We start from the raw sequence: 21,464 nt of genomic DNA, 5'->3' as shown, positions 1-21,464 counted from the left end.
ACCTCAGAACTTGATCTTCACGACGCGGCTCAGCCAGAACATACCCACAGCCATCATGATGCCGGCGAGGATCAGCGCACCAATGCCGATAATCGACTCGCCGAATCGGCCGATGTAGCTAGGGTTCGCGAGGGACAGCACCAGGAACATACCGGGTGGCAGCGCACCCAGGATGATTGCAGAGAGCTTGCCTTCAGCAGCCAATGCGCCCACTTGGCGCTTCAGCTGGACCCGCTCGCGGATGGTGGCGCCCACGCCGTTCAGCACGTCGGCCAAGTTGCCACCCACCTCGCGGTTGATGGCGATGGCCTGCACTACCCAATCGAAATCTTCACTCTCGTTGCGCCTGGCCACCTCGGCAAGGGACTCAACGAAGGGTCGACCCAGGCGGGTTTCGTTAACGACTCTGGAGAACTCCGTGGAAGTCGGTTCCTCAAGTTCTGTGGCAACAGTGGCGCAGGCCTGAGGCAGACTGAAACCAGCACGAAGACTGCCGGAGAGGCTGCTGAGGGTCTCCTCCAACTGCTCACCGAACAGGCGGCGGCGCTTGGCTGCTTTGGCACGGACGACGAGGACCGCAGCAACCGGCACAAGCAATGCTGCCAATAGCGCAAGGAGGGGGCCGCCGACGAGCAGCCCCAGAGCGAACCCGACGACCGAGCCCGAGGCGACCAGCACGAGGAAATCCTGCGGCCTCATGCGAATACCCGCAGAAGAGAGCGACTCCTGCACCGCGCCTGCTCTGCCACCCAGCGCATAACCGGCGACGCTGGAGGCCGCGCTCGCCGCCTGTGGCAACAATCCCGTAGGCGCCGCATCAGCAGGACGCCGACGAGACATCGGTACGGTGCGCCCAGCAGTGAAGTAGAGCACGAGACCCGTCACCAGAGCGACAGCCAGCAGGCCGCCACCGAGATACATCAGGGTCTGTGGGGTCATCGCACGCCGCCCCATACGGACCCGGGGGCCCCGAAAGCGGCGGCGGACAACTCGATCCCCAGGTCCTGGAATCGGTCTGTAAACATGGGACGTACACCGGTGGGGATCGTTCGGCCACGGAAACGACCATTCTGATCAACGCCGGCCGAGTAATCGAAGAGGTACACATCTTGGAGCGTGATGATCTGCCCCTCCATGCCGCTCACTTCGGTGACCGCTGTAATTCGTCGGGTACCGTCACGCAACCGGGTCAGCTGCACAATGAGGTTCACCGCCGAACTGACCTGCTCTCTGATGGCGCGCAGGGGCAGTTCAAACCCGGACATCATGACGAGGGTCTCGAGTCTGGCGAGGCAGTCACGCGGTGAGTTGGCGTGCACCGTCGACAAAGAGCCGTCGTGGCCCGTGTTCATGGCCTGCAGCATGTCAAGAGCTTCCGCACCGCGAACCTCACCGACAACGATGCGATCGGGGCGCATTCGGAGTGAGTTGCGCACCAGCTCGCGGATGGTGATTTCTCCTCGACCTTCGATGTTCGCCGGTCTGGACTCCAACTGGATCACATGGTCCTGCTGCAATTGCAGTTCCACCGAGTCCTCGATGGAGATGATCCGCTCATCCCCCGGAATGAACGAACTCAACACGTTCAGAAGCGTCGTCTTGCCCGTGCCCGTACCACCGGAAACCAGGATGTTGAGCCTCGCCTCCACGCAAGCCCTCAGCAGTTCGGCCATCTCGGGTGTCATAGTGCCGAAGCGCTCGAGGTCAAGCACCGACAGAGCATCCCTCGAGAACTTTCGGATGGTCAAGGTGGAGCCGCTGACTGCGAGCGGCGGGATGATCGCATTGACACGCGAACCGTCTTCGAGGCGCGCATCCACCAGAGGAGAGGACTCGTCGATGCGGCGCCCCACTCTTGTCACGATGCGCTCAATGATGCGCCTCAGATGTGGCTCGCCGTCGAAGAAGACATCCGTCCTGGTAAGCCTGCCCTTTCGCTCGACATAGACCGAATCAGGCCCGTTGACCATGATCTCGGTGACTGTTGAATCTGACAGCAAGGGTTCGAGTGGCCCCAGCCCCAGCACGTCGGCCTCGACCTCTCGCATCAAGCGCTGGCGCTCGACGGTGGTCAAAGGCACCTTCGCCGCTTCAACCACCGAGTTGAGTTCGTCGGTCACCATGCTGCGCAAGCTGGACTCGTCCATATCGGGATCGTTCACCCGGGTGCCGAGTCGGGAAAACAGCGTGTCGACTGCGGAGGCTTTCAGCGCGCTCAGGGCATCGGTTCGGACCGGTGCTGCACTCGTGGACGAGGGTGCACGTTCTGACAGGCGCGGAGTCGCCCTCTGTGTCGGGGCCTGCTCAGTCAGTACTTCGTCATCACGCTGCGCCGGAGGGGACTCAGCCGAGCGCGCTCCGACTGGCTGGGGCTCCGAACGACCCCACGGGCTCTGAGCGCCTGCGTCGGGGGGAACCCAAGCACTTGGAGTCGGAGGTCCACCGGCCGCCTTCTGCGCCTCCTCCAAGCGCTGCCTGAGGTTCATTGCTTCCTCCGGAACAGCATCCCCTTGGTGCTGGGTCGAAAAATCGGCGCCACCATTTCAACCAGCGCGCCCAGGCCCCGGCTCACCGGGTCGCGGTTGCTGCTTTGCAGCAGAGGAATTCCCTGGTTGGTCGACAACGGGACTGCGTTGGACTGGGGCAGGGCGAGATCAACGCCTGCACGGATAGTGGCCTCGACATCGGGAATCGTCATGCCCCGGGACCGCTCGTTGAAGTTGACGACGATGGTGCGTCGGCCGACCACCATTTTGAGATCGTTGAGAGTGTCGATTTCCTTGCGCAGGCCACGGACGCCGGGCACGTCGAGGCTGGTCACCAACACCAGATGGTCTGTGTGATCCAGCGCGGCGAGTGTGTGGTCTGTCAGGCCGGGCGCGGTGTCGATCACCACGTAGGCGAACTGACCCCGAAGGAGGGATACGAGCTGCGCCAGATCATCGCCAGTAACAGTGTCTGCGTCGGCTGGCGAGTCTGAACCGGGTACCACGAATAGGCCCGTGACGTGCTGGGTCACATAGCTCTTCACGGCGATGCTGTCTCTGGCGGCCGGTCCCCTGGCGATGTCTGGGAGGGAATGCTGTGCCTGCAGGTTGAGGGCGCTGGCGACGTCCCCGAAATGTACATCTGCGTCGATCAGAACCACCTGCTGTGGAAACCGTTGAGCTAGGCCTACCGCGAGGTTCGTGGCTACAGTCGTCTTGCCGACCCCGCCCTTGGGTGAAGTGACTGTCACGACGATCCCTCTGGGACTCTGGTCGCTGGTTGGGGGCGGCAGCATCCCGGGCATGGCCTGGGTTCCACGCGCGGCGAACACGCGGTCCGCCGCCCTGTCCAGCGCCGCGCGAAGCTCGTGAGGCTCAGCAGTCAATGGAAGGACATCCCGGACCCCAGCCCTGACTGCGGCCAGCCCGATCAGAGCCGGGTCTGAGTGAACAAGCAACACATCAGTTTGTTGTGCGAGATCGGACGCGACTCGGACAACCACCTCTTCCATCCCCGTGGCATCGAGTACCACCACGTCTGGGATGGCCGCCCTACCGAACAATGCCACGACCGCATTGTCACCCTCAGAGATCTGCGGTGGGGGAACTCTGGTGAAGCCGTCCCCAATGGCCTGATGCAAACGTTCCTCGAGTGAGTCGTCAGAAGTACTCAGAAGCAGCTGGATCATTCGAACACCGTCCACGCTCCGACAACGCCGATCTTGGAGAAGTCCGTGGCCGGGGTTTGGCGGGTGAGCCAGAGCGCCCCGTACTCCTTCGTGAAGATGATCTTTCCGGCCAGAGGCGCGTCAACTGCTAGCGTCACGATGACCTCGGAGCCTGGCAGCGTCTCGCTGCCGGCTGTGGCGTCGCCAGAGGGTTGAGCTGAAGCGGGGGCCCCTTGAACACGCGCCACCAATACATCGTTCGCGATGAGTCCAGTAAGGGAGCGCTCGTCCTTCTCGCCATCGGTTGTCGGCGAAGCCGCAGGCGTCGGCGAAACGACGCCTTCAACCTCAACCTCCATCGACGCGAAGATGCCCACCTTGTCACCAGCGTTCAGTTGTGCCCCGGCCACTCGCTCGGGTGAGAGCTGAACGGAGATCAACTGGAGACCTTCAGGAATCGGTACCGAGGCCGCCACCTCGTTGTCGTCTCGGGCCACGAAGCGGGAGGCAAGCACCTGTTCTCCAACTTTAAGTGAGGTCAAGGCTATCTGGTCCTTGGGCAAGTCGTCCACGGCTCGAAAGGATCCTGCGACGACCGCATTAGCCGGGATGTCTCGGACTTCCACATATTCGGAAAGTTCGCTGACGCTCAAACCGGCAGGTACGTCCTGCACAACTACCAACACGGGCTGCGGGTCGAGCGAATCCAGTGCACGTTGATCAGCGCCCTGGACATAAACGAGGAGCAAGCCACCGCCCACAAGAGCAAGGACAAGGGCTAGCGCCCCGAAGATAACACGACGGTTCATTCTGCCTATCTCACTTGAGGGCGAGCCGGACGCTCGTCACTCCGTAGCTCGTGGAGGGCCCTGTAGCAGCGACGTCACCCAGCGTTGCAAAGCCGACGAAGGTTCCCTTGATCCATCCCTGACCGCCGCAAGCTTGGGTCGGCATGGCAAATGGGCCACCGGTGCTGGGCGAGACGCAGTAGGCCTCGATCTCCATGGCGGCGTACCCGCTCAAATGGAATTGTGCCTTATCGCCATTCTGTCGATTCGTGTCGTCAAAGATGGGTATCAGCACAGTCTTGCCGGGCGCGGCACCCAAAATCTTCTCGATTTCCGCCCGGGTACATCCGCCATCAAAGTTGTTGCCCGGCGAGCTGTTGACCCATGAGCCGGCTGACGTCGTGACTTCGCACGCGGAACTTGAGGTTTTCAGATAGCCAAAGCCTCCACCCGCCTCGTTGTGCGCCGCATTGTCCATACAGGTCAGTTCGTCTGAAGGCTCCAGGGGGAAATCCTTCCATTGGCTCTTGAACTGGATCTGGACTGGATCGCCCGCTTCCGGAAGCCCTTCGAAGCTGCTCGAGGTCGAGTTCTGCCAACGGAACTGGCAGAAACTGACCGCGAACGGAATAGTGGTGAGGCTCGAAGGTGAGCCTGACCAGCGGGCGACAGCCGTGGCGTCCACCGTGGTTTGTTTCACACCTAAGACTCCAGAGAGGATCGCCTCCCGCGTGTCGAAAAGCTGCACCTCAACGCGACCAGCCGCCTTATCGAGCCTCACTTCAACGTCGACGCTCGGATCAATGGACACAGTGCGGTTGTCTGCCTTGTACTGGCGTGCCGTCCCGAGGTTGTCGTCGCAATTGACTTCGCCAGCCGCACAAGCCTGTGCTATAGCTAAGGCTCCGGCGTCTGCGCCATTCTGAAGTTCTTTTTTATCCAGCCAGAGAGCACCGACGTCAACTGCTAGCGCTCCGAATCCGACAAGGACTACCAACATGATCCCGACGACGATCGCAGTCGCGCCACGTTCCTCGGTCAGCCTTACCCGTTGCATCGCATGGATCCCTGTCCCTCAAGCGTGATGTTGTCCAAGAAGAAGCCCGTGAGCCCGGGGTAGACATAACGGATTTTCACACTTGCTGCCGTTGCGGGACCGCCGCATGACTGTTCGATGCTGAACATAGAGGACGTCACCCCCACGGCCGCGCCCGCCTGCACCGCGGCGTCGCGCGCCTCGGATGCGTTCCCGCCAATCGCATAGACCCGCGCGCCCTCACGCGCCGCGCCAGCAATAGTGCCACGGACGAAAAAGGCATATCCGAACTCCAGGATGCCCATGAGCAGAGCCACTAACAGCATTGAGACGAGTGCGAACTCCACCGCAGCCGCTCCGCTTTCCTCACTTGCCCGCTTCATCGCCCCCCTGAATCCACTGTGTCGATTCTCAGGGGGCCGGGGAGGCCGAGCCACCACCGACCCTCTGAGAGCCAAGGTCAGAACTGGGCTAGGACAGTGTTGAAGGCTGCCAGGATTTCTTTTCCGAGCAAAAACACAACCGCCACGATGACTGCTGCGATGGCGGCGACCATGATGCCGTACTCGACTGCCGTGGCGCCCTTTTCAGACTTGGTCAGGCGGGCGATGCGGTACTGGAGCACCGGGAGAAGCTGAAGCATGATGTCTTCCTTTCGACGGGGGAAGATTTCCCGACCCGGCACAACTGACGGACTTCGGGCGACCCGTCCCCCAACGGGTCGCAAGCAGGACAATACATGATTTGCGGGAAAGTGCGAGTCCAAACATCCAAACTGAACCTTGGGCATGATAGAGGAGTGCATGCTGATCCCACTACCTGCCCACCGGCGCGTGACGCTAGGGTGGGTAGCACGTGACCATCTGGGGGGAGGGCACCATGCGACGTCTGTCAGCCGTGCTCGTAAGTTTGTTGCTTTGTTCGGCACAAATCGGGGCGGCGTTCGCCGCGCCGCCGGCCGCAACCATCGACGACATCCTCGAGGCCCTCCAGGTCCGTCCACAGGAATCCGACTACGTGATCGTCGTCGACACGTCGCTGTCGATGCGGGCGGAAGAACGCTACGCCAGGGTCGCTGAAGCGCTGGGCGTGACGCTCACGCAGTTGCAGCCCACCGACCACGTGGCGCTCATCACCTTCGACGACGGCGCACGAGTCGCCTACCGCGGACCCCGCGGAGACGACCCCCAGGCAGTGCTGAACGAACTCCCCGCGCAGCCATCCGGTGATCAGACCGACATCGGCGCCGGCCTCGAACTTGGCCTTGAGGAGCTTGAACGCCCCGACGCCAAGGCTGCCGGCGCTCTGGTCCTCATCACCGACGGCGACCTCGACACCAAGCCGGACTCGCCGTTCGCTGAGCCCACCTCCGAGGGGTGGGTAGACCTCAAGGCGCGGGCCGCGGCCCTGAGCGGCAGGGACATCGCCACCTACGCCCTGTCAGTGGGAGAAGAAACCGACGCCGGCCTGATGACCGGGGTGTTCCCGGATACGCAGGAGATCCCCGTCGCCCAGTTCGCCGACGTGCTGAGCGACCTGCGCATGCAGCTGCTCACATTCCAGGCCAAGCAGAAGCTGGATCCCGACCTGGAGGCCGGCGCCCTCACGGCGAAATTCACTGACACCAAGGCCCTCGGCTCCGGCGAGCACGCCACAACTCTGCAGGTCTCGTCCACCTACGGCCTCCTGCCCACCCACCTCACGGGCCTCGCGGCGGAAGTTACCGGCTCAGCTCCGGTCACCGTCGAAGGGCTGCCGGACGAAGTGGTTCTGGCCCCCGGCCAAACCGTCGACCTTCCCTTGACCTTGACCGTCGGCGAGTGGGACGGCAGCCAATCCGACCTCCTCGTCACTGCCGTGGCGGACAGCTCCTGGAGCGAGGTGGTGCGCACGGAGCTGCGGACCCCCGTGGAACTGGCCCTGACGGCCGCCCCGCTCCAGCTGGTCGACGAGCCGGTGCCCGCCGCGTCAGAAGACGCAGTCGCCGGAGAGACACCACAGCCGAGTCCCTCCCCCACCCCACTGGCACCCCCTCCGGCCGAGACTGAGCAGGCTGAACTCGATCCGCTCCCGCTCATCATCGGCGGCGCGGTGCTCGTCCTCCTAGCCCTGGCGGCGCTCTTCTACCTCAGCCGCCCCAAGCTCGAGGGAGCCCTCACCGTGCTGCGCGACGGGCAACTGGTGCAGGAACTGCTGCTCACCGGAAGGTCTGTGACGTTGACTCCCCCGGAGCCGGGGATGGGACCCTCCGGTGCGGCGTCGGCGGCCGGCAAGCGCGAACAGGTGATCGTGAAGGCCTCCGTTGACGGCGAGAAGGCGGTCAAGGCCAAGCTGGCCGACGGCGAAAGCGTTCGCGTGGGCGAGTACGAACTCGTCTACACCGGCACCCGAAGCCGGGTGTTGGCGAAGATCAGCTGAACAGCGGGAGAGGCTAGACCAGGTGGCGGTCGGTGGCCCACTTCGTGAGCTGGTGCCGGTTCGACAGCTGCAGCTTCCGCAGCACCGACGACACGTGGGTCTCCACCGTCTTGATCGAGATGAACAGCTCCTTCGCGACCTCCTTGTAGGAGTAGCCGCGGGCGATGAGCTTCATCACCTCGCGCTCGCGGGCGCTCAGCTTGTCCAGTTCCTCGTCCACCTGCGCGATGTCGATGGCGCCGCTGAAGGCGTCCAGCACGAAGCCCGCCAGCCGCGGGGAGAACACCGCGTCACCGGCGGCCACGCGCGCCATCCCCTCGATCAGTTCCTCCGAGCTGATCGACTTGGTCACGTAGCCGCGGGCGCCGGCGCGGATGACGCCGATCACGTCCTGCGCCGCGTCGGAAACCGACAGCGCGAGGAACTTCACATCCGGCTTCGTGGGCAGCACCTGCTTGATCACTTCAGCACCGCCTCCACCGGGGAGGTGCACGTCGAGCAGCACGACGTCGGGTTCAGTCTCGAGGATTGCCTTCACCGCGGTCTCGACGTCCTCACCCTCACCCACGATGGTGACGTGCTGGCCGATCTCGTGGTTGACGCCCGCCCGGAACATCGCGTGGTCATCAACTATGACAACCCGCAACCCGGCCACATCATGGGCCTGATCCTCACTCATCCGCTCATCTCCAGTTTCACTTCAGTGCCGTCCCCGAGCTCCGAGCGGATCGTCGCGCTACCCCCGTAACGTTCCATGCGAGCCCGGATCGATTCTCTCACGCCCATGCGTCCGTCGGGCAATTGCTCGGTATCGAACCCCTTGCCACGGTCCCGAATGAACACCTCGATCTGTCCATCGTCCACTTCGGCATACACGTCGACGCGTGACGCGCCCGAATGCTTGGCCGCATTCGTGACGGCTTCACCGGTGGCGAGGATGAGGGCCTCCACCTTGTCGTCGACGGTGGCGTCACCCACACAGACCAGTTCGACGTCGACGGGGAACCGGCCCTCCACGTCGGTGGCCATCTCCTGCAGGGCGGAACGCAGCGACGCGGCCCGGGCCGTCTCGCCGTAGAGCCAGGTGCGCAGTTCACGCTCCTGACGGCGGGCCAGTTGGGCGACGGTGGCGGAATCGTCGGCCTGCCGCTGGATGAGGGCAAGCGTCTGGAGGACGGAATCATGCAGGTGCGCAGCCATGTCGGCGCGCGCCTCGGCGCGGTGGCGCTCCGCGTCGGCACGACGCACCCGGTTGCGGTGCTGGTACAGCCACGGGGCCGCCACGATGAACAGGCCGGCCAGGAGCAGCGCGGAGGCGCCGAGCACCCCTGGGAGTTGGGCCAGGCCGATCTGCGTGGCCAGCGTCCACGAGATGCCGGCGCCCACGAGCACCAGCCCGCCGACCAGGCGCACGATGCTCATCGTGCCGCCGCCGCGGGTGACGCGGGCCCACAACCGCGTGTCGGTGCTGCGGGTGGTGGCCACGCGCTCGTCGACCTGCAGCCAGATCACGATGATGCCCACACCACCGATCACCATCGGCCAGAACAGCGCCGTCGGGACCACACCGCCCGAGACGAAAAGCCACAGCAGGCCGACGACCACCAGGCCCCCGGCCACCAGCACACCGTGGTCCGGGCGCGAGGCGGGCAGCAGCGTGGGGCGCATGCCGCGTCGGGTGGCGGCCTCGAGGCCCGCGGCCTCCTCCAACCTGCCGCTCGGCAGCAGCACCCACATGGCGCCGTAGGCGAGCAGACCCAGGCCGGAGAGCAGGGCGGCGATCACGAAGGCCAACCGCACCATGCGCACGTTGACGCCCAGGTGGGCGGCGAGACCAGCGGCGACACCGGCGATCACCCCGGACTCGACGCGGCGTTGCAGCGGCGCGCGCGTGGGCGCGTTGGGCACCACCGGTAGCTGAGTCATGACCCCAGATTGTCACGGGCATCCCCCTCAGGCCAGACCGGAGAGCCGTTTCCAGGGGCGCTTCAGGGGCTCACCCGATGCTCTTTCGGCCCAGGCGAGAGCAGACTGGAGCCATGACCACAGAACTCGACCTCGGCTGGTTCGACCCGAGCCTCGGCGCCCTGCAGCGCCCGGAGGCCGCCGGCGTCTCCACCGGCCTCAGCCGCGCCATCGCCGAGCGTCTGGGCGTCGACGTGGTCCTCGTGCGCGTCGTGTTCATCGTGCTCGCCTTCTGCGCCGGCCTCGGCCTGGCACTCTACGGCTGGGGCACCGTCCTGACCCGCGGCCCGCAGGGCACCCGCCCCATCGACCAGGTGCTGCCCGGCTTCCGGGACTGGTCCCCCTTGATGCAGAAGGCCGCCGTAGTGATCTCCACCATCATCGTGGTGGCCACCCTCGACGCCGCCCTCCCCCTCCCCTGGGGCGCCGGCGTCCTGGTGCTCATCGCGCTGGTGCTGGTTCGCCGTCGCGCGCGGAACTCCGGAGCGTTCCCGCCGGCCCACTACCCGCCCTCCGGCCCCTCCGCCGCGGGATCGACCCGCTACGTCCCCGGCGCCCCCCGCCTCTTCCCCCCGGCCGCGCCCACCGTCGCCCCGCTCGACGACCAGACCCTGGTCGAGCACTGGCGCCGCAGCATCAACGAGGCAGTGGGCTCGCATCGCGCGGCGGTGCCGTCGCGGCAGTTGCCCACCGTCGACCTCTACGCCCCGGAGGAGCCGCCGGCGCCGCGCATCCTGGTGCCGCAGGCCAAGAACGGTTGGTGGATGGGCGTCGCGGTCATCGTGGCGATGATGGCAGCGTCGTTCGTCTCGGCCGGGCTACTCGGCTTCGACCTGAGCACCACGCTCGCCGCGACCACCGCCACCGGCGGCGTGGTCACCGTGATCTGCGCCCTGGCCGCCCGCGACCGCCGGATCCCCCGCGTGGTGCTGGCCGCTCTGGCCGCCTCGATCGTCGCGACGGGGTGGCTCGCCACCCAGACCGCCGTCGGCCCCGCCCTTGCCCCCGCCGAGGACACCCACGTGGTGCGGCTCGTGGGCAGGGAGGGCGTCGTGGACCTGAGCGGCGTGGAGCTCGAAGACCGGACGGTACTGCGGGTCGAGGTGATCGCCTCCGACGTCGAGCTGATCCTGCCCGGGCCCGTCGAGGAGATGACCACCACCTCGTGGCTGGCCGACGTCACCATGGCACCGGGAAGCCCCGCAGACGGTGGCACGGCGACCGGGGGTCTCCACATCGACGTCCATGCCCAACTGTCCGACGTGCTCATCAAGGAGTCCGCATGAACCGCCCATCGCTCGACATCGCCGCCCTGGCCATCGGCCTCGTGGCCGTCGGCTTCGCCGTCGTACTCCTCCTCGCGGGGCACATCGCCTCACCCCTCATTCAGCCCATCCTCGCCGTCACCCTGGCCGCAGCAGGCACGATCGGGCTCCTCGCAACACGTGGCCGCACCACCCACCGGAAGGAACAATCATGAAACTCACCCGCTCCCGTAACGGCATGATCGGTGGCGTCGCCGCCGGCGTCGCCAAGGCCATCAACGTCGACGTCACCATGGTGCGCGTCGCCTTCATCCTCATCTCGATCTTCGCCGGCAGCGGCCTGCTCGTGTACCTCATCCTGTGGGCGGTGATCCCCCGCGAAGACGGCGGCACCATCGCCGAGGAGGGGTTCGACAAGGCACGCACCTGGTACGACGACCGGAAGAACCAGGGCCCCAAGGGACCCAACTACGACATCTGACCGCACAGGAAAACCCCCAAGCTGCAACGCAGCTTGGGGGTTTTCGTCACTCCCACTCGATGGTGCCCGGCGGCTTGCTCGTGATGTCGAGCGCCACGCGGTTGACCTCAGGGCATTCGTTGGTGATGCGGCTGGAGATCTTCTCCAGCAGCTCGTAGGGCAGACGGGCCCAGTCTGCCGTCATCGCGTCGTCGGACACGACCGGGCGCAGCACGATGGGGTGGCCGTAGGTGCGGCCGTCGCCCTGCACGCCCACCGAGCGGACATCGGCCAGCAGCACGACGGGGAACTGCCAGATCTCGCGCTCCAGCTTGGCGTTGGCCAGTTCCTCCCGCGCGATGGCGTCAGCCTGGCGGAGGATCGCGAGGCGGTCCTCGGTGATCTCGCCGACGATGCGGATGGCCAGGCCGGGGCCGGGGAACGGATGGCGCCACACCATGGCCTCAGGAAGGCCGAGCTGCTCGCCCACGGCGCGCACCTCGTCCTTGAACATCTGGCGCAGCGGCTCGATCAGCGTGAACTGCAGGTCGTCTGGCAGGCCGCCGACGTTGTGGTGGCTCTTGATGTTGGCCGCGCCCTCGCCGCCGCCGGACTCGACGACGTCCGGGTACAGCGTGCCCTGGACGAGGAAGTCGATGCCACGGTCGCCCGCGATCTCTCGCGCCTTCTCCTCGAAGGTGCGGATGAACTCGCGGCCGATGATCTTGCGCTTCTCCTCCGGATCGCTGACGCCTGCCAGCGCGGTGAGGAAGCGCTCACGCTCGTCGGCGAAGACGAGGTCCACGCCGGTGGCCGCCACGAAGTCCGTGCGGACCTGCTCCACCTCGCCCTCACGCAGGAGGCCGTGGTCGACGAACACGCACGTGAGCTGCGAGCCGATGGCCTGCTGCACGAGCGCGGCGGCGACGGCGGAGTCGACGCCGCCGGACAGCGCGCAGAGGACATGCTTGTCGCCCACCTGGCTGCGGACCGCGTTGATGGACTCCATGACCATGTTCTCCGGGGTCCAGTCGGCAGTCAGCTTGGCGATGTTGAACAGGAAGTGTTCAATGACCTGCTGGCCCCACTGGGTGTGGTTGACCTCGGGGTGCCACTGCACGCCGGCGAGCCCGCGCTCCCTGTCCTCGAACGCCGCCACCGGGGCGCCAGCGGTACGGGCGAGGACCTTGAATCCCTTGGGGGCCTTGCTGACGGAGTCGCCGTGCGACATCCAGACGTTGAGGGTGTTGGGCAGCGAGCCGAGCAGGCAGCCACCCTCGGCTATCGACAGGGACGTGCGGCCGTACTCGCGCTGGCCGGTCTTCGCGACCGTGCCGCCGAGGGCCTGCGCCATCGCCTGGAAGCCGTAGCAGATGCCCAGGACCGGGACCCCTGCGCTGAAGATGCCGGGATCAACAGAGGGCGCGTCGTCGGCGTACACCGAGGACGGTCCACCGGAGAGGATGATCGCGGCGGGCTTCTGGGCCATCATCTCCTCGACGCTCAGCCTGTGGCTGACGATCTCCGAGTACACATTGGCCTCGCGCACACGGCGCGCGATCAGTTGGGCGTACTGGGCGCCGAAGTCGACGACCAGCACCTTCTCGTGGGCAGTCATGGTGAGGAGTCTAATGTCGCGGGGCGGCTCCGCCCTAACGGGGAGAGCCTCGCTCACCGACCCTGGACACGTCGCCAGCTCGTCGGGATCGAGGCACGTCAGCCGTGCCCTGGAAAAATTCGTGGAGCCGAATTCCCGCGCCGGGGAATAATCCCCCTGTCAGCGCGGTTGGCGGTGGCATGAGCATTTACTCTGACGTCACGGCCCTCGTCGGTCGCACCCCCCTCGTGAAGCTGAACCGGGTCGCCGGCGACAACGCCATCGTCGCCGCGAAGCTCGAGTTCTACAACCCCGCCAACTCCGTCAAGGACCGCATCGGCGTGGCCATCGTCGACGCAGCTGAGGCTTCCGGCGAACTGCAGCCCGGCGGCACCATCGTCGAGGGCACCTCGGGCAACACCGGTATCGCTCTTGCCATGGTGGGCGCCGCCCGCGGCTACAAGGTGGTCCTGACCATGCCCGAGACCATGTCGCTGGAGCGCCGCGCACTGCTGCGCGCCTACGGTGCCGAGCTCGTGCTGACCCCCGGCCCCGCCGGCATGCGCGGCGCCGTCGAGCGCGCCGAGGAGATCGCGGCCGAGCGCGGCGGCATCCTCGCCCGCCAGTTCGCCAACCCCGCCAACGTGGAGATCCACCGCACCACCACCGCCGAGGAGATCTGGAACGACACCGACGGCGCCGTAGACATCGTCGTGGCGGGAATCGGCACCGGCGGCACCATCTCCGGTGTCGGCCAGGTCCTGAAGGAGCGCAAGCCCAGCGTCCAGATCGTCGCCGTGGAACCGCAGGAATCAGCGATCCTCTCCGGCGGCCAGCCCGGCCCGCACAAGATCCAGGGCATCGGCGCCAACTTCATCCCCGAGATCCTGGACCGTTCCGTCATCGACGAGGTCCTGCCCCGCAACATCGACCAGGCCGTCGACTTCGCCCGCCGAGCCGCACGCGAGGAGGGCCTCCTGGTCGGCCTGTCCTCCGGCGCCGCACTGTCGGCCGCAGCCGAGGTTGCAGCCCGCCCGGAGAATGCCGGCAAGACCATCGTGGTCATCGTCCCGTCGTTCGGCGAGCGCTACCTCTCCACCGTCCTGTTCGAGGGCCTGATCGACAACTGATCGACCAACTATCCGCTTGAGACGAGGGCGGCCGCTGCCTGTCGGCGGCGGCCGCCCTAGTCTGAAGGCATGAGAATCGTCATCACGGGGGCCAGCGGCAAGGCCGGGCAGGCCACCCTGCGCCACTTCACCGACAACACCGACCACGACATCGTGGCCACGGATCTCGCACCGCGCCCCTCCTGGTACGACGGCCGCTTCTTCAAGGCGGACCTGACGCAGGTGGGTGAGGCCATGGACCTCCTCGTCGACGCCGACGCGGTCATCCACCTGGCCAACATCCCGGCAGACAACATCCACACCGACACCCACACGCTCAACCAGAACCTGCTGATGAACACCAACGTGTTCATGGCGGCCTGGAAGCTGCGGCTGAAGCGCATCGTGTGGGCCTCCAGCGAAACCACCCTCGGGCTGCCGTTCGACGAGGTGCGCTATGTCCCCGTTGACGAGGACCACTACCCGCTGCCGAACTCGACGTACTCGCTCAGCAAGGTGATGACGGAGACGATGGGCGCCGAGGTCGCCCGGTGGGCGGGCATCCCGGTGATCGCGCTGCGGTTGTCGAACATCTTCACGGTGGACGACTACGCCATGCAGCCGTCGTTCGCGAAGGATCCTGAGGCGCGCCGCTGGAACCTGTTCGGCTACGTCGACGCCCGCGACGTCGCCCAGTCCTGTGAGGACGCGCTCACCGCGGACCTCACGGGCGCGCACTCCTTCGTGATCGCCGCCGACGACATCATCCTCGACATGCCCACGCGCGACGCCCTCAAGGCGATCCACCCGGACCTGACGGTGCCGGACGAGGTGGCGGAGTTCGGCACGTTGCTCAGCAACCGGGCCGCCGCCGAGAAGCTGGGGTGGCGTCCGCGGCACTCTTGGCGCGACGTCGTGGCCTGAGCCATCGGCGGCTACTTCTCGATGGCCAGCTTCTCGTCGACGGCGGGGAGGTAGTACAGCGCCAGCGAGTCGAGGATGCGCTTGACCTGCGCGAGCGATGCCTGGCGTTCCCCCTCCGTGGTGGCTCCGGCGGCGAGCCTGGCAGCCTTGCCCGCGCGGCGCGCATCCGCGCGGGCGTGTTCCGGGAAATGGCTGAGTCCCAGACGTTCGGCGTTGGCCTGCGCCACGTTGAACGTCAGTTCCACCTCGGTGGCGCGTTCGTCCAGTTCGTCGGTGGAGGTGAGATCCGTGACGTCGTCGAACGCCACCAACGCCGCCTCAAACTCGGCCGTGGCCGGCACCTTCGGGTCGAAGAGCGCCGGCGACTCGATGCGGTATGCGATGTCGCCGCGCAGGCCCAGGTAGGCGTCGCGGATCGCGTCGACGCGTTGGTAGGCGAGGCCGCGCCGGTCCGAGCCGGGCGTCGGCGGAACCCACAACTTGCCCGCCTCGCGCGTCAGCGCATAGGCGTGAATCGTCCCCGTCGTCAGGCCCAGACGGTCCGGCGCAAGGAAGGTGAGCCGGCCGCCCTTCCAGAGCCGCCGCACGCCCATGGCGGCCGCGCCGGCGATCATGAACGACAGGTACAGAAACGACATCGGGTTCGAGTTCAGGCTGGTCAGGACCATGAACACGGTGGTCACGAGGGCGCTGGCCAGCAGGGCGGCGATGTTGCGCGGCGAGAACAGCTGGTCCTCGTGCCAGATCACGGCAGGCAGCACCATCGCCCGGGCACCGGGGCCCTCCAGGAGGGAGGTCGCCTGGGCGCCCAGGGACTCGCCGGGCTTCACGTCACGCTCGAACCGCTCGCCGTTGGGCCGCTGGATGCGCAGCTTGATCTTCTCTTTCTGTCCCCGCCGCGCGTCGACGACGACGGCCTCGTCGTCGTTGTAGAGCAGCACCGCGCCGGGCGCGAAGCCGTCCCACGTGGTGTCGGGCGGGACCTGTTGCCAGGTGGCGTACATCAGGAGGCCCGCCTTCCGGGGAGTTGCGGCGGCGTGCTGCCCGTGATCGCCCGGCGCGCCTCTGACCCTGTCGGCAGGTAGTAGAGCGCCAACTCGTCCAGGATCTCGACGGCGCGGCGGAGCGCGGTCTCCCGCTCCGGCGCGGGTGCCGCTTCATCGACGGCGAGCCTGGCGGCCTTGAGCGCCGTGGTCGCTCGGAACTGGGCCGCCTGCGGCAGGTGCGCCATCCCGATCCGCTCGGCGTTCGCCCGTGCGGCGGCGAAGGTTGCCCGCACGCGGCGGGCGAGCTCGCGCCGCTCGTCATCGCCGGCCACGCCGTCGTTGTTGTCCCATTGCAGCAGTGCGAGGGTGAACTCCTTCGACGTGGGCTCGTGGGGGTCGAAGAGGGCGGGGAACTCGATGCGGTAGACGATGTCACTGAGCAGCCGTCCGTACTCCTCCTTGACGTCGTCGACCTCGATCTCCTCGGGCAGCGCCGGCAGGGGAAGTCGATGGCCCTGACGTCGCCGTCGCCGGTCTCCACGGACCAGTCGCGATACCGGCGGCCCTTCTTGAAGGCGTCCTGGGCGACGATGATGATGGTGATGCCGAGCGCGAGGAACACGAAGCGGAGGAGGCCGAAGGCGTCGCCGACGCCGCCCAGTCCGGCCAGCGCGATCCCCACCACCCACGGCAGGTAGGACAGGAAGGTCTGCGCCGGCCGCAGTTTGGCCGTGACCTCGCCGCCCTCCACCTGGAAGGCCCGGAGCGGGCGGGCGGCCGACACGGTGGCCACGGCCTGCCTCAGGGTGCGCTCCCCGCGCACGCCCTCGAAGTCTGTCTTGCGGCCGTCCGGCAGGTACGCGGTGAGCGTGTGGGTGCCGCCCTGGGAGGTCCTGCGGATGATGCTCCGGCCGGCCTCCGTCTCCACGAGGAGGAGGCTGCCCAGCGCTGAAACAGGGCAGTCGAGGGAGATCTCCACCATGTCCACTCCTCGACGATACCGATGGCCGAGAGCCTTGCGCGCGAAGAAGTCAGCGGAGGTCGCGGCGCGCGAACAGGGGAAGCCCTGCCAGGACCAAAGCGACGGCGGCGACCAGGAGCCACGTCGGCTGCCACCACGCCATGCCCACCTCGATGGGGGCGCCGTACAGGTAGGCGCGGAACGGCGACCACCATCCCCACTCCTCCCGGCCCGCCGCCATGAGCAGCGTGTAGCCGAAGTACGTCACGATGGCCACGCCCGTGGTGCCCCAGACGACGAGGCCGGGGCGACCCGTGGCCGCGGACAACAGCAGCGCGAAGCCGCCGAAGGCCCATCCGAGGCAGGCCATCAGGAAGCAGGCGGTCGCGACGTTGGCGAGTTCCACCTCGAGCCCGCCCAGCGCGTTGCCCGCCCACAGGCCGAGGAACAGCCCGACGCTGACCACCAGCACGTAGCCGGCCATGACCGCAGCGGTGGTCCAGTAGACGCGGGAGCGCGAGACGGGGGTGGCGAGCAGTCCCGCGAGCCGCCCGGCGTGCTCCTCCCCCGCGATGCCGGCCGAGGCGGCTGCCGTGGCCAGCAGGATCACGGCGATGGGAGCCATCATGCCCATCGTTTCGATGTGGAGGAACCCGGCGGGGGTGGACATGTTGCCACCGCCGAACATCGCCACCATCGCCTCGGGGAAGCTCGCGGCGAACTGGTTGAGGTCAGCCTCCATCGACGAGTACAACGGGCCCATCACGAGGCCCATCAGCGCGCCCATGATGAACGTCACCGTGATCAGCAGCGTGCGCTGTGAGGCGAAGCGCAGACCCAGGAGGGACTGGCCCCGACCGGTGGGGCGCACCAGTTTCCCGACGACCGGGAGCCCGTGGAGCCGCTGCTTCAGCGAGGCGCCACCCTCATGCAGGCGGATCTCACGCCGTGCGAACCCGAGGACCCCCACCGCGACCAGAACCACGGTCCCACCGAGCAGTAGGGCGAGGTGTCCGCCGTCGACGCCGTTGACCAGCGGCTTCGAGCCGTTGAACCAGGTCCACGGCACCCACTCCGCCGAGCCCTCACGCCACAGGGGCAGCAGCCCCGCGCCGAGCCACCCCAGCACCATGACCCCGGCTGCGATCGCGGCCGCCAGAGACTTGCGGCCCGTCAGCGCGCCGACGGCGAACGCGACGGCCGCGTGGAACACGGTGTTGGCCCCGAGGTGGGTCATGAGGGCACCGAGATCGGATTGGCCGATGTCGATGCCGAGGGCCAGCGGCGCCAGCGCGCCGGCCGCCCAGATCACGACCGTCGCGGCCACGAGGAGCAGCACCATGGCCACCGCCCTGCTCAGGGCGTAGGCCGTGCGCGACACGGGCGCGGCCAGCACCAGGGGCAGCGTCGGGTTGCCCTCTTCGCCGGCCACGGCCTGGGCCCCGATCGCGATGCCGACGCCTGCCAGTGCCATCGCGCCGATGGCCCCGAGCATCTCGTTGTAGGCGAGCACGGACGCGTCCGCCTCCACGGGGACACCCATCACGCTGCGGACGGCTTCCGGGAGCGCCTCGTAGATGCTCAGGTCGATGTCCTGGTAGACGATCAGCCCGAACACCAGCATCGCGGCGACGACTGCGGCGGCGGTCGTCAGGCCCCGCCACCCGTCGGCCAGGCCCTTGCGGAGGACCGCGGTGCTCACTTCGCGTCCTTGTAGTAGGCCAGGAAGATCTCCTCGAGGTCGGCATCGTTGGTGCGGAGGTCGCGCAGGGTGGTGAGGCCGGTGACGGCCCCGAGCAGCGCGGACATGTCGCCGTTGAAGTCGACGACCGCGCGCCCCGGCCTCAGTTCCACGTCGCGCACGCCGTCGATCCGGCGGAGGAAACCCTCCTCGAGCTCGCCGTCGAAATCCAGCTCGATACGGCGCATCTGCATGGCGCGCAGCGCAGCGACCTCCTCCACCGCGACGAGGCGACCTTGACGGATGATGCCCACCCTGTCCGCCACGCGCTCCACCTCTGACAGGGTGTGCGACGACAGGAAGACGCTGCGGCCGTCGTCGGCGACCTCGCGCATCATGGCCCAGAACTCGTGCTGCACGAGGGGGTCGAGGCCGGCGTTGGGTTCGTCGAGCAGCAGCAGTTCGGGCTTGTGCATGAACGTGGCGATCAGGCCGATCTTCTGCCGGTTGCCGCTGGAGAGTTCCCCGACGCGCTTGTCGAGGGTGGCCTTGAGGCGCTCCACGAGTTGGTCGACGTAGCGCCAGTCGACTCCCCCGCGGAGATTGGCGAAGAACTTCAGGGTGTCCCGCCCTGTCATCGCCGGCCACAGCGCCAGGTCCGCCGGGAGATAGCCCAGCCGGTTGCGGTGGGCCACCTCGCGAGGGGCGGCACCCAGCACCGCGGCCGAGCCCGACGTCGCGTTGAGCTCGCCCATCAGCACGCGGATGGTGGTGGACTTCCCGGCGCCGTTCGGGCCGAGGAAACCGAAGACCTCCCCCTGCCGCACGTCGAGATCGAGGTCCACCAGCGCGGGGAAGGACCCGTAGTGCTTGGTGAGCTGCCGCGTCTGGATGGGGATCATGCGTCCTCCTCGGACAGTTGATCGATGGCCGCGAGGTACTGCTCACGGACCGCGGGTTGCAGGAGGCCGCCGAAGACCTCCAGGTGGACGCTCAGGTAGCGCGCGAAGCCGGGCTGGGTGGAGGGGTCTGCGCTGCGCAGGTCGATGCCGAAGTGCCGGCTCAGGTGGTTGTGCAGGCTGAGCGAGCCCAACCCGAACATCGTCAGCAGGACGGCCCGGGCGCGCTCATCGTCGGTGGGTGTGAGCAGCCCGGCCTGGACGCCTGCGTCGAGGTAGCCCTCGGCGTCGTCGATCATCGCGTCGACGAGGTGGTTGATGCCCTCGGAATCGTCGGTGAGGCGCATGGCGAGGTAGCCCATGACGTGCTCGGAGCCGGTGGCCCGGAGCGCGGCCAGCGCGTCGAACCCGGCGCCCTGGGCGATGGCGTCCTCTTTGCCGTAGCGCACGAGATCCGCGACGTGTTGGTCACAGGCGTGCAGGAGCTGCCCCATGGAGCCGAAGTGGTGGCGGATGAGACCCAGCGACACACCGGCCAGGTCGGCGACGGCGCGCGCGGTCGCGGCCTTCACCCCCGATTCCGCGACGATCTCGATACACGCGTCGCGCAGTTTGGCACTCGTCGTCCGGTCATCAATCACGATACAAGCGTATAACTACCTATACGCTTGTACAAGGCGTCGCCCAGCGACGACGTACCGCCAGAAGCCGCCGCTGCTGAGGTTGCCGTGCACCAGCAGCAGCGGCGTGCCGTCCATCGGACCTGCCGTCCACACGTTCTGGGTGAGGCGGTTGGTCCGGATCCGCTGCGGGGTCAGTTCGTTCATGGCAGGGCTCCTCGTCGTTGGGGGTGGGCCGCTGCCGCCAATCCTGACACCGCGTTCAGGTTGCTGTAGAGGGTGCGTCACCGGCTCCTGACACAATGGGTCCGTGACAGACAAGAGCTTCTACGACCGCGTGGGCGGCTACGGGACTTTCCAGCAACTCGTGCACGAGTTCTACAAGGGTGTCGCCGATGACGCCCCGCTGCGGGAGCTCTACCCCGAAGCGGACCTGGGCCCGGCGGAGGACCGGTTGAGGATGTTCCTCGAGCAGTACTGGGGCGGCCCGAAGACCTACCAGGAGCAGCGCGGCCACCCGAGGCTGCGGATGCGGCACCTGGAGTTCGCCGTCACCCCGCTGCAGCGCGACCGCTGGGTGCACCACATGATGAACGCCTGCGACACGCTGGATCTCGCCCCGGAGGACGACGCCGCCCTGCGCGACTACCTGGTGCGGGCGGCGGAGTTCATGATCAACGCCCACGACTGACCCGGCAGCCTCCCCCGAGGCCGCCGGCTCAGGGCGTCAGTCTGCCTGCTCCGCGGCGATCCGCTCGTGGTGGCGCACCACCTCGCTGACGATGAACGTCAGGAACTTCTCCGCCAGCTCAGGATCCAGCTCCGCGCTCTCCGCGAGCGCACGGAGCCGGGCGATCTGTTGGGCCTCGCGGCCCGGGTCTGCCGGCGGCAGCCCCGCGCTCGCCTTGAGCTCTCCCACCCGCTGGGTCACCTTGAAACGCTCAGCCAGCAGGTGGATGAGGGCGGAGTCCATGTTGTCGATGCTGCCGCGCAGGCGCTTCAGCTCGTGGAGGGCTTCGTCCATGGGGATCCCCATCGTCAGAGCAGGATGAGTTCGATGCGCTGGAACGACTTGAGGTCCGTGTAACCGGTCAGCGCCA

At 67.1% G+C, this 21,464-nt stretch carries 25 protein-coding genes; 8 read left to right on the top strand and 17 right to left on the bottom strand.

Annotation, left to right across the window (positions count from 1 at the left end; translation table 11 throughout):
• Window positions 1-3: 3 nt before the first annotated feature.
• The 7 genes from ACX1DX_RS00125 to ACX1DX_RS00095 form a co-directional block, all read right to left on the bottom strand.
• A complete protein-coding gene (locus ACX1DX_RS00125; RefSeq protein WP_459397239.1) occupies window positions 4-939 on the bottom strand; it encodes a type II secretion system F family protein in 936 nt (311 codons plus the stop codon).
• Complete coding sequence (locus tag ACX1DX_RS00120) at window positions 936-2,147, bottom strand: TadA family conjugal transfer-associated ATPase (protein ID WP_459397238.1); 1,212 nt, start codon at window positions 2,145-2,147, stop codon at window positions 936-938. The genes ACX1DX_RS00125 and ACX1DX_RS00120 overlap by 4 nt, the downstream gene beginning before the upstream one ends.
• A 335-nt stretch (window positions 2,148-2,482) precedes the next feature.
• Window positions 2,483-3,676: a CpaE/TadZ family protein gene (locus ACX1DX_RS00115; protein WP_459397230.1), complete on the bottom strand. Its 1,194-nt coding sequence runs from the start codon at window positions 3,674-3,676 to the stop codon at window positions 2,483-2,485.
• Entirely contained in the window at window positions 3,673-4,464 is a 792-nt protein-coding gene (locus tag ACX1DX_RS00110; RefSeq protein WP_459397229.1) for a CpaB family protein, read from the bottom strand. The genes ACX1DX_RS00115 and ACX1DX_RS00110 overlap by 4 nt, the downstream gene beginning before the upstream one ends.
• Window positions 4,465-4,474: 10 nt before the next feature.
• Window positions 4,475-5,500 carry a pilus assembly protein TadG-related protein gene (locus ACX1DX_RS00105; protein ID WP_459397228.1) on the bottom strand — a complete coding sequence of 342 codons (1,026 nt, stop codon included), beginning with the start codon at window positions 5,498-5,500 and terminating at the stop codon, window positions 4,475-4,477.
• Window positions 5,488-5,862 (bottom strand): TadE family protein, encoded by a 375-nt coding sequence (locus ACX1DX_RS00100; protein WP_459397227.1) that lies wholly within the window; start codon window positions 5,860-5,862, stop codon window positions 5,488-5,490. The genes ACX1DX_RS00105 and ACX1DX_RS00100 overlap by 13 nt, the downstream gene beginning before the upstream one ends.
• 77 nt (window positions 5,863-5,939) lie before the next feature.
• Complete coding sequence (locus tag ACX1DX_RS00095) at window positions 5,940-6,122, bottom strand: Flp family type IVb pilin (RefSeq protein ID WP_459397226.1); 183 nt, start codon at window positions 6,120-6,122, stop codon at window positions 5,940-5,942.
• Between the two features lie 212 nt (window positions 6,123-6,334).
• Between ACX1DX_RS00095 and ACX1DX_RS00090 the strand changes: the two genes are divergently transcribed.
• On the top strand, window positions 6,335-7,897 hold the full coding sequence (locus tag ACX1DX_RS00090) for a VWA domain-containing protein (protein WP_459397225.1): 1,563 nt from the start codon (window positions 6,335-6,337) through the stop codon (window positions 7,895-7,897).
• Between the two features lie 13 nt (window positions 7,898-7,910).
• Here ACX1DX_RS00090 and ACX1DX_RS00085 read toward each other — a convergent pair whose 3' ends face one another.
• Together ACX1DX_RS00085 and ACX1DX_RS00080 are read right to left on the bottom strand one after the other, a co-directional pair.
• Entirely contained in the window at window positions 7,911-8,576 is a 666-nt protein-coding gene (locus ACX1DX_RS00085) for a response regulator (RefSeq protein ID WP_076064146.1), read from the bottom strand.
• The gene (locus tag ACX1DX_RS00080) at window positions 8,573-9,823 is read right to left on the bottom strand and encodes a PspC domain-containing protein (protein WP_459397224.1); all 1,251 of its coding nucleotides are present in this window, start codon (window positions 9,821-9,823) and stop codon (window positions 8,573-8,575) included. Before ACX1DX_RS00080 ends, ACX1DX_RS00085 begins: the two co-directional genes overlap by 4 nt.
• Window positions 9,824-9,936: 113 nt before the next feature.
• Between ACX1DX_RS00080 and ACX1DX_RS00075 the strand changes: the two genes are divergently transcribed.
• Genes ACX1DX_RS00075 through ACX1DX_RS00065 form a run of 3 tightly spaced genes read left to right on the top strand, consistent with a single transcriptional unit; the run spans window position 9,937 to window position 11,608 of the window.
• The gene (locus tag ACX1DX_RS00075; RefSeq protein WP_459397223.1) at window positions 9,937-11,148 is read left to right on the top strand and encodes a PspC domain-containing protein; all 1,212 of its coding nucleotides are present in this window, start codon (window positions 9,937-9,939) and stop codon (window positions 11,146-11,148) included.
• Window positions 11,145-11,342 (top strand): hypothetical protein, encoded by a 198-nt coding sequence (locus tag ACX1DX_RS00070; RefSeq protein ID WP_083665385.1) that lies wholly within the window; start codon window positions 11,145-11,147, stop codon window positions 11,340-11,342. Before ACX1DX_RS00075 ends, ACX1DX_RS00070 begins: the two co-directional genes overlap by 4 nt.
• The gene (locus ACX1DX_RS00065) at window positions 11,339-11,608 is read left to right on the top strand and encodes a PspC domain-containing protein (protein WP_083665386.1); all 270 of its coding nucleotides are present in this window, start codon (window positions 11,339-11,341) and stop codon (window positions 11,606-11,608) included. Before ACX1DX_RS00070 ends, ACX1DX_RS00065 begins: the two co-directional genes overlap by 4 nt.
• 46 nt (window positions 11,609-11,654) lie before the next feature.
• Here ACX1DX_RS00065 and guaA read toward each other — a convergent pair whose 3' ends face one another.
• Window positions 11,655-13,205: a glutamine-hydrolyzing GMP synthase gene (guaA, locus tag ACX1DX_RS00060; protein ID WP_459397222.1), complete on the bottom strand. Its 1,551-nt coding sequence runs from the start codon at window positions 13,203-13,205 to the stop codon at window positions 11,655-11,657.
• Window positions 13,206-13,384: 179 nt separating this feature from the next.
• On the opposite strand from guaA, the gene cysK reads away from it, so the two are divergent.
• Both cysK and ACX1DX_RS00050 read left to right on the top strand, forming a co-directional pair.
• The gene (gene cysK / locus ACX1DX_RS00055; RefSeq protein ID WP_076059578.1) at window positions 13,385-14,314 is read left to right on the top strand and encodes a cysteine synthase A; all 930 of its coding nucleotides are present in this window, start codon (window positions 13,385-13,387) and stop codon (window positions 14,312-14,314) included.
• A 69-nt stretch (window positions 14,315-14,383) separates the two neighbouring features.
• The gene (locus ACX1DX_RS00050; RefSeq protein WP_459397221.1) at window positions 14,384-15,217 is read left to right on the top strand and encodes an NAD-dependent epimerase/dehydratase family protein; all 834 of its coding nucleotides are present in this window, start codon (window positions 14,384-14,386) and stop codon (window positions 15,215-15,217) included.
• A gap of 11 nt (window positions 15,218-15,228) precedes the next feature.
• On the opposite strand, the gene ACX1DX_RS00045 is transcribed toward ACX1DX_RS00050, so the two are convergent.
• Both ACX1DX_RS00045 and ACX1DX_RS00040 read right to left on the bottom strand, forming a co-directional pair.
• Window positions 15,229-16,221, bottom strand: coding sequence for a hypothetical protein (locus ACX1DX_RS00045; protein ID WP_459397220.1), 993 nt, complete (start codon window positions 16,219-16,221; stop codon window positions 15,229-15,231).
• Window positions 16,221-16,535 carry a hypothetical protein gene (locus ACX1DX_RS00040; RefSeq protein WP_459397237.1) on the bottom strand — a complete coding sequence of 105 codons (315 nt, stop codon included), beginning with the start codon at window positions 16,533-16,535 and terminating at the stop codon, window positions 16,221-16,223. Before ACX1DX_RS00040 ends, ACX1DX_RS00045 begins: the two co-directional genes overlap by 1 nt.
• Window positions 16,536-16,592: 57 nt before the next feature.
• Here ACX1DX_RS00040 and ACX1DX_RS00035 point away from each other — a divergent pair, with 57 nt between their 5' ends.
• A complete protein-coding gene (locus ACX1DX_RS00035; RefSeq protein ID WP_459397236.1) occupies window positions 16,593-16,901 on the top strand; it encodes a hypothetical protein in 309 nt (102 codons plus the stop codon).
• A gap of 333 nt (window positions 16,902-17,234) precedes the next feature.
• On the opposite strand, the gene ACX1DX_RS00030 is transcribed toward ACX1DX_RS00035, so the two are convergent.
• From ACX1DX_RS00030 to ACX1DX_RS00015, 4 genes are read right to left on the bottom strand one after another with little or no spacing between them, the layout of a single operon-like run.
• Window positions 17,235-18,866: an efflux permease Rv1217c-related protein gene (locus ACX1DX_RS00030; RefSeq protein WP_459397218.1), complete on the bottom strand. Its 1,632-nt coding sequence runs from the start codon at window positions 18,864-18,866 to the stop codon at window positions 17,235-17,237.
• Window positions 18,863-19,747, bottom strand: coding sequence for an ABC transporter ATP-binding protein (locus tag ACX1DX_RS00025; protein WP_459397217.1), 885 nt, complete (start codon window positions 19,745-19,747; stop codon window positions 18,863-18,865). The genes ACX1DX_RS00030 and ACX1DX_RS00025 overlap by 4 nt, the downstream gene beginning before the upstream one ends.
• On the bottom strand, window positions 19,744-20,385 hold the full coding sequence (locus ACX1DX_RS00020; protein ID WP_459397216.1) for a TetR/AcrR family transcriptional regulator: 642 nt from the start codon (window positions 20,383-20,385) through the stop codon (window positions 19,744-19,746). Before ACX1DX_RS00020 ends, ACX1DX_RS00025 begins: the two co-directional genes overlap by 4 nt.
• Before the next feature lie 15 nt (window positions 20,386-20,400).
• The gene (locus tag ACX1DX_RS00015) at window positions 20,401-20,571 is read right to left on the bottom strand and encodes an alpha/beta fold hydrolase (RefSeq protein ID WP_459397215.1); all 171 of its coding nucleotides are present in this window, start codon (window positions 20,569-20,571) and stop codon (window positions 20,401-20,403) included.
• A gap of 103 nt (window positions 20,572-20,674) precedes the next feature.
• Between ACX1DX_RS00015 and ACX1DX_RS00010 the strand changes: the two genes are divergently transcribed.
• On the top strand, window positions 20,675-21,055 hold the full coding sequence (locus ACX1DX_RS00010) for a globin (RefSeq protein WP_182764572.1): 381 nt from the start codon (window positions 20,675-20,677) through the stop codon (window positions 21,053-21,055).
• A gap of 36 nt (window positions 21,056-21,091) precedes the next feature.
• Here the strand turns inward: ACX1DX_RS00010 and ACX1DX_RS00005 are convergent, their stop codons facing one another.
• Window positions 21,092-21,388, bottom strand: coding sequence for a chorismate mutase (locus tag ACX1DX_RS00005; RefSeq protein WP_459397214.1), 297 nt, complete (start codon window positions 21,386-21,388; stop codon window positions 21,092-21,094).
• Between the last annotated feature and the right edge of the window lie 76 nt (window positions 21,389-21,464).

This window comes from Tessaracoccus zhenghani (assembly GCF_054552775.1).
The sequence above is the reverse complement of the archived record's forward strand: the minus strand, read 5'-3'. Positions and strand labels throughout refer to the sequence as shown.

Excerpts from the sequence above, each read along its gene's own strand:
- cysK (WP_076059578.1), top strand. The coding sequence starts at position 13,385 with ATGAGCATTTACTCTGACGTCACGGCCCTCGTCGGTCGCACCCCCCTC.
- ACX1DX_RS00015 (WP_459397215.1), bottom strand. The coding sequence starts at position 20,571 with ATGAACGAACTGACCCCGCAGCGGATCCGGACCAACCGCCTCACCCAG.
- ACX1DX_RS00125 (WP_459397239.1), bottom strand. The coding sequence starts at position 939 with ATGACCCCACAGACCCTGATGTATCTCGGTGGCGGCCTGCTGGCTGTC.
- ACX1DX_RS00100 (WP_459397227.1), bottom strand. The coding sequence starts at position 5,862 with ATGAAGCGGGCAAGTGAGGAAAGCGGAGCGGCTGCGGTGGAGTTCGCA.
- ACX1DX_RS00120 (WP_459397238.1), bottom strand. The coding sequence starts at position 2,147 with ATGGACGAGTCCAGCTTGCGCAGCATGGTGACCGACGAACTCAACTCG.
- ACX1DX_RS00070 (WP_083665385.1), top strand. The coding sequence starts at position 11,145 with ATGAACCGCCCATCGCTCGACATCGCCGCCCTGGCCATCGGCCTCGTG.
- ACX1DX_RS00045 (WP_459397220.1), bottom strand. The coding sequence starts at position 16,221 with ATGTACGCCACCTGGCAACAGGTCCCGCCCGACACCACGTGGGACGGC.
- ACX1DX_RS00050 (WP_459397221.1), top strand. The coding sequence starts at position 14,384 with ATGAGAATCGTCATCACGGGGGCCAGCGGCAAGGCCGGGCAGGCCACC.
- ACX1DX_RS00005 (WP_459397214.1), bottom strand. The coding sequence starts at position 21,388 with ATGGACGAAGCCCTCCACGAGCTGAAGCGCCTGCGCGGCAGCATCGAC.
- ACX1DX_RS00080 (WP_459397224.1), bottom strand. The coding sequence starts at position 9,823 with ATGACTCAGCTACCGGTGGTGCCCAACGCGCCCACGCGCGCGCCGCTG.
- ACX1DX_RS00065 (WP_083665386.1), top strand. The coding sequence starts at position 11,339 with ATGAAACTCACCCGCTCCCGTAACGGCATGATCGGTGGCGTCGCCGCC.
- ACX1DX_RS00105 (WP_459397228.1), bottom strand. The coding sequence starts at position 5,500 with ATGCAACGGGTAAGGCTGACCGAGGAACGTGGCGCGACTGCGATCGTC.
- ACX1DX_RS00110 (WP_459397229.1), bottom strand. The coding sequence starts at position 4,464 with ATGAACCGTCGTGTTATCTTCGGGGCGCTAGCCCTTGTCCTTGCTCTT.
- ACX1DX_RS00085 (WP_076064146.1), bottom strand. The coding sequence starts at position 8,576 with ATGAGTGAGGATCAGGCCCATGATGTGGCCGGGTTGCGGGTTGTCATA.
- ACX1DX_RS00095 (WP_459397226.1), bottom strand. The coding sequence starts at position 6,122 with ATGCTTCAGCTTCTCCCGGTGCTCCAGTACCGCATCGCCCGCCTGACC.
- ACX1DX_RS00025 (WP_459397217.1), bottom strand. The coding sequence starts at position 19,747 with ATGATCCCCATCCAGACGCGGCAGCTCACCAAGCACTACGGGTCCTTC.
- ACX1DX_RS00075 (WP_459397223.1), top strand. The coding sequence starts at position 9,937 with ATGACCACAGAACTCGACCTCGGCTGGTTCGACCCGAGCCTCGGCGCC.
- ACX1DX_RS00115 (WP_459397230.1), bottom strand. The coding sequence starts at position 3,676 with ATGATCCAGCTGCTTCTGAGTACTTCTGACGACTCACTCGAGGAACGT.
- guaA (WP_459397222.1), bottom strand. The coding sequence starts at position 13,205 with ATGACTGCCCACGAGAAGGTGCTGGTCGTCGACTTCGGCGCCCAGTAC.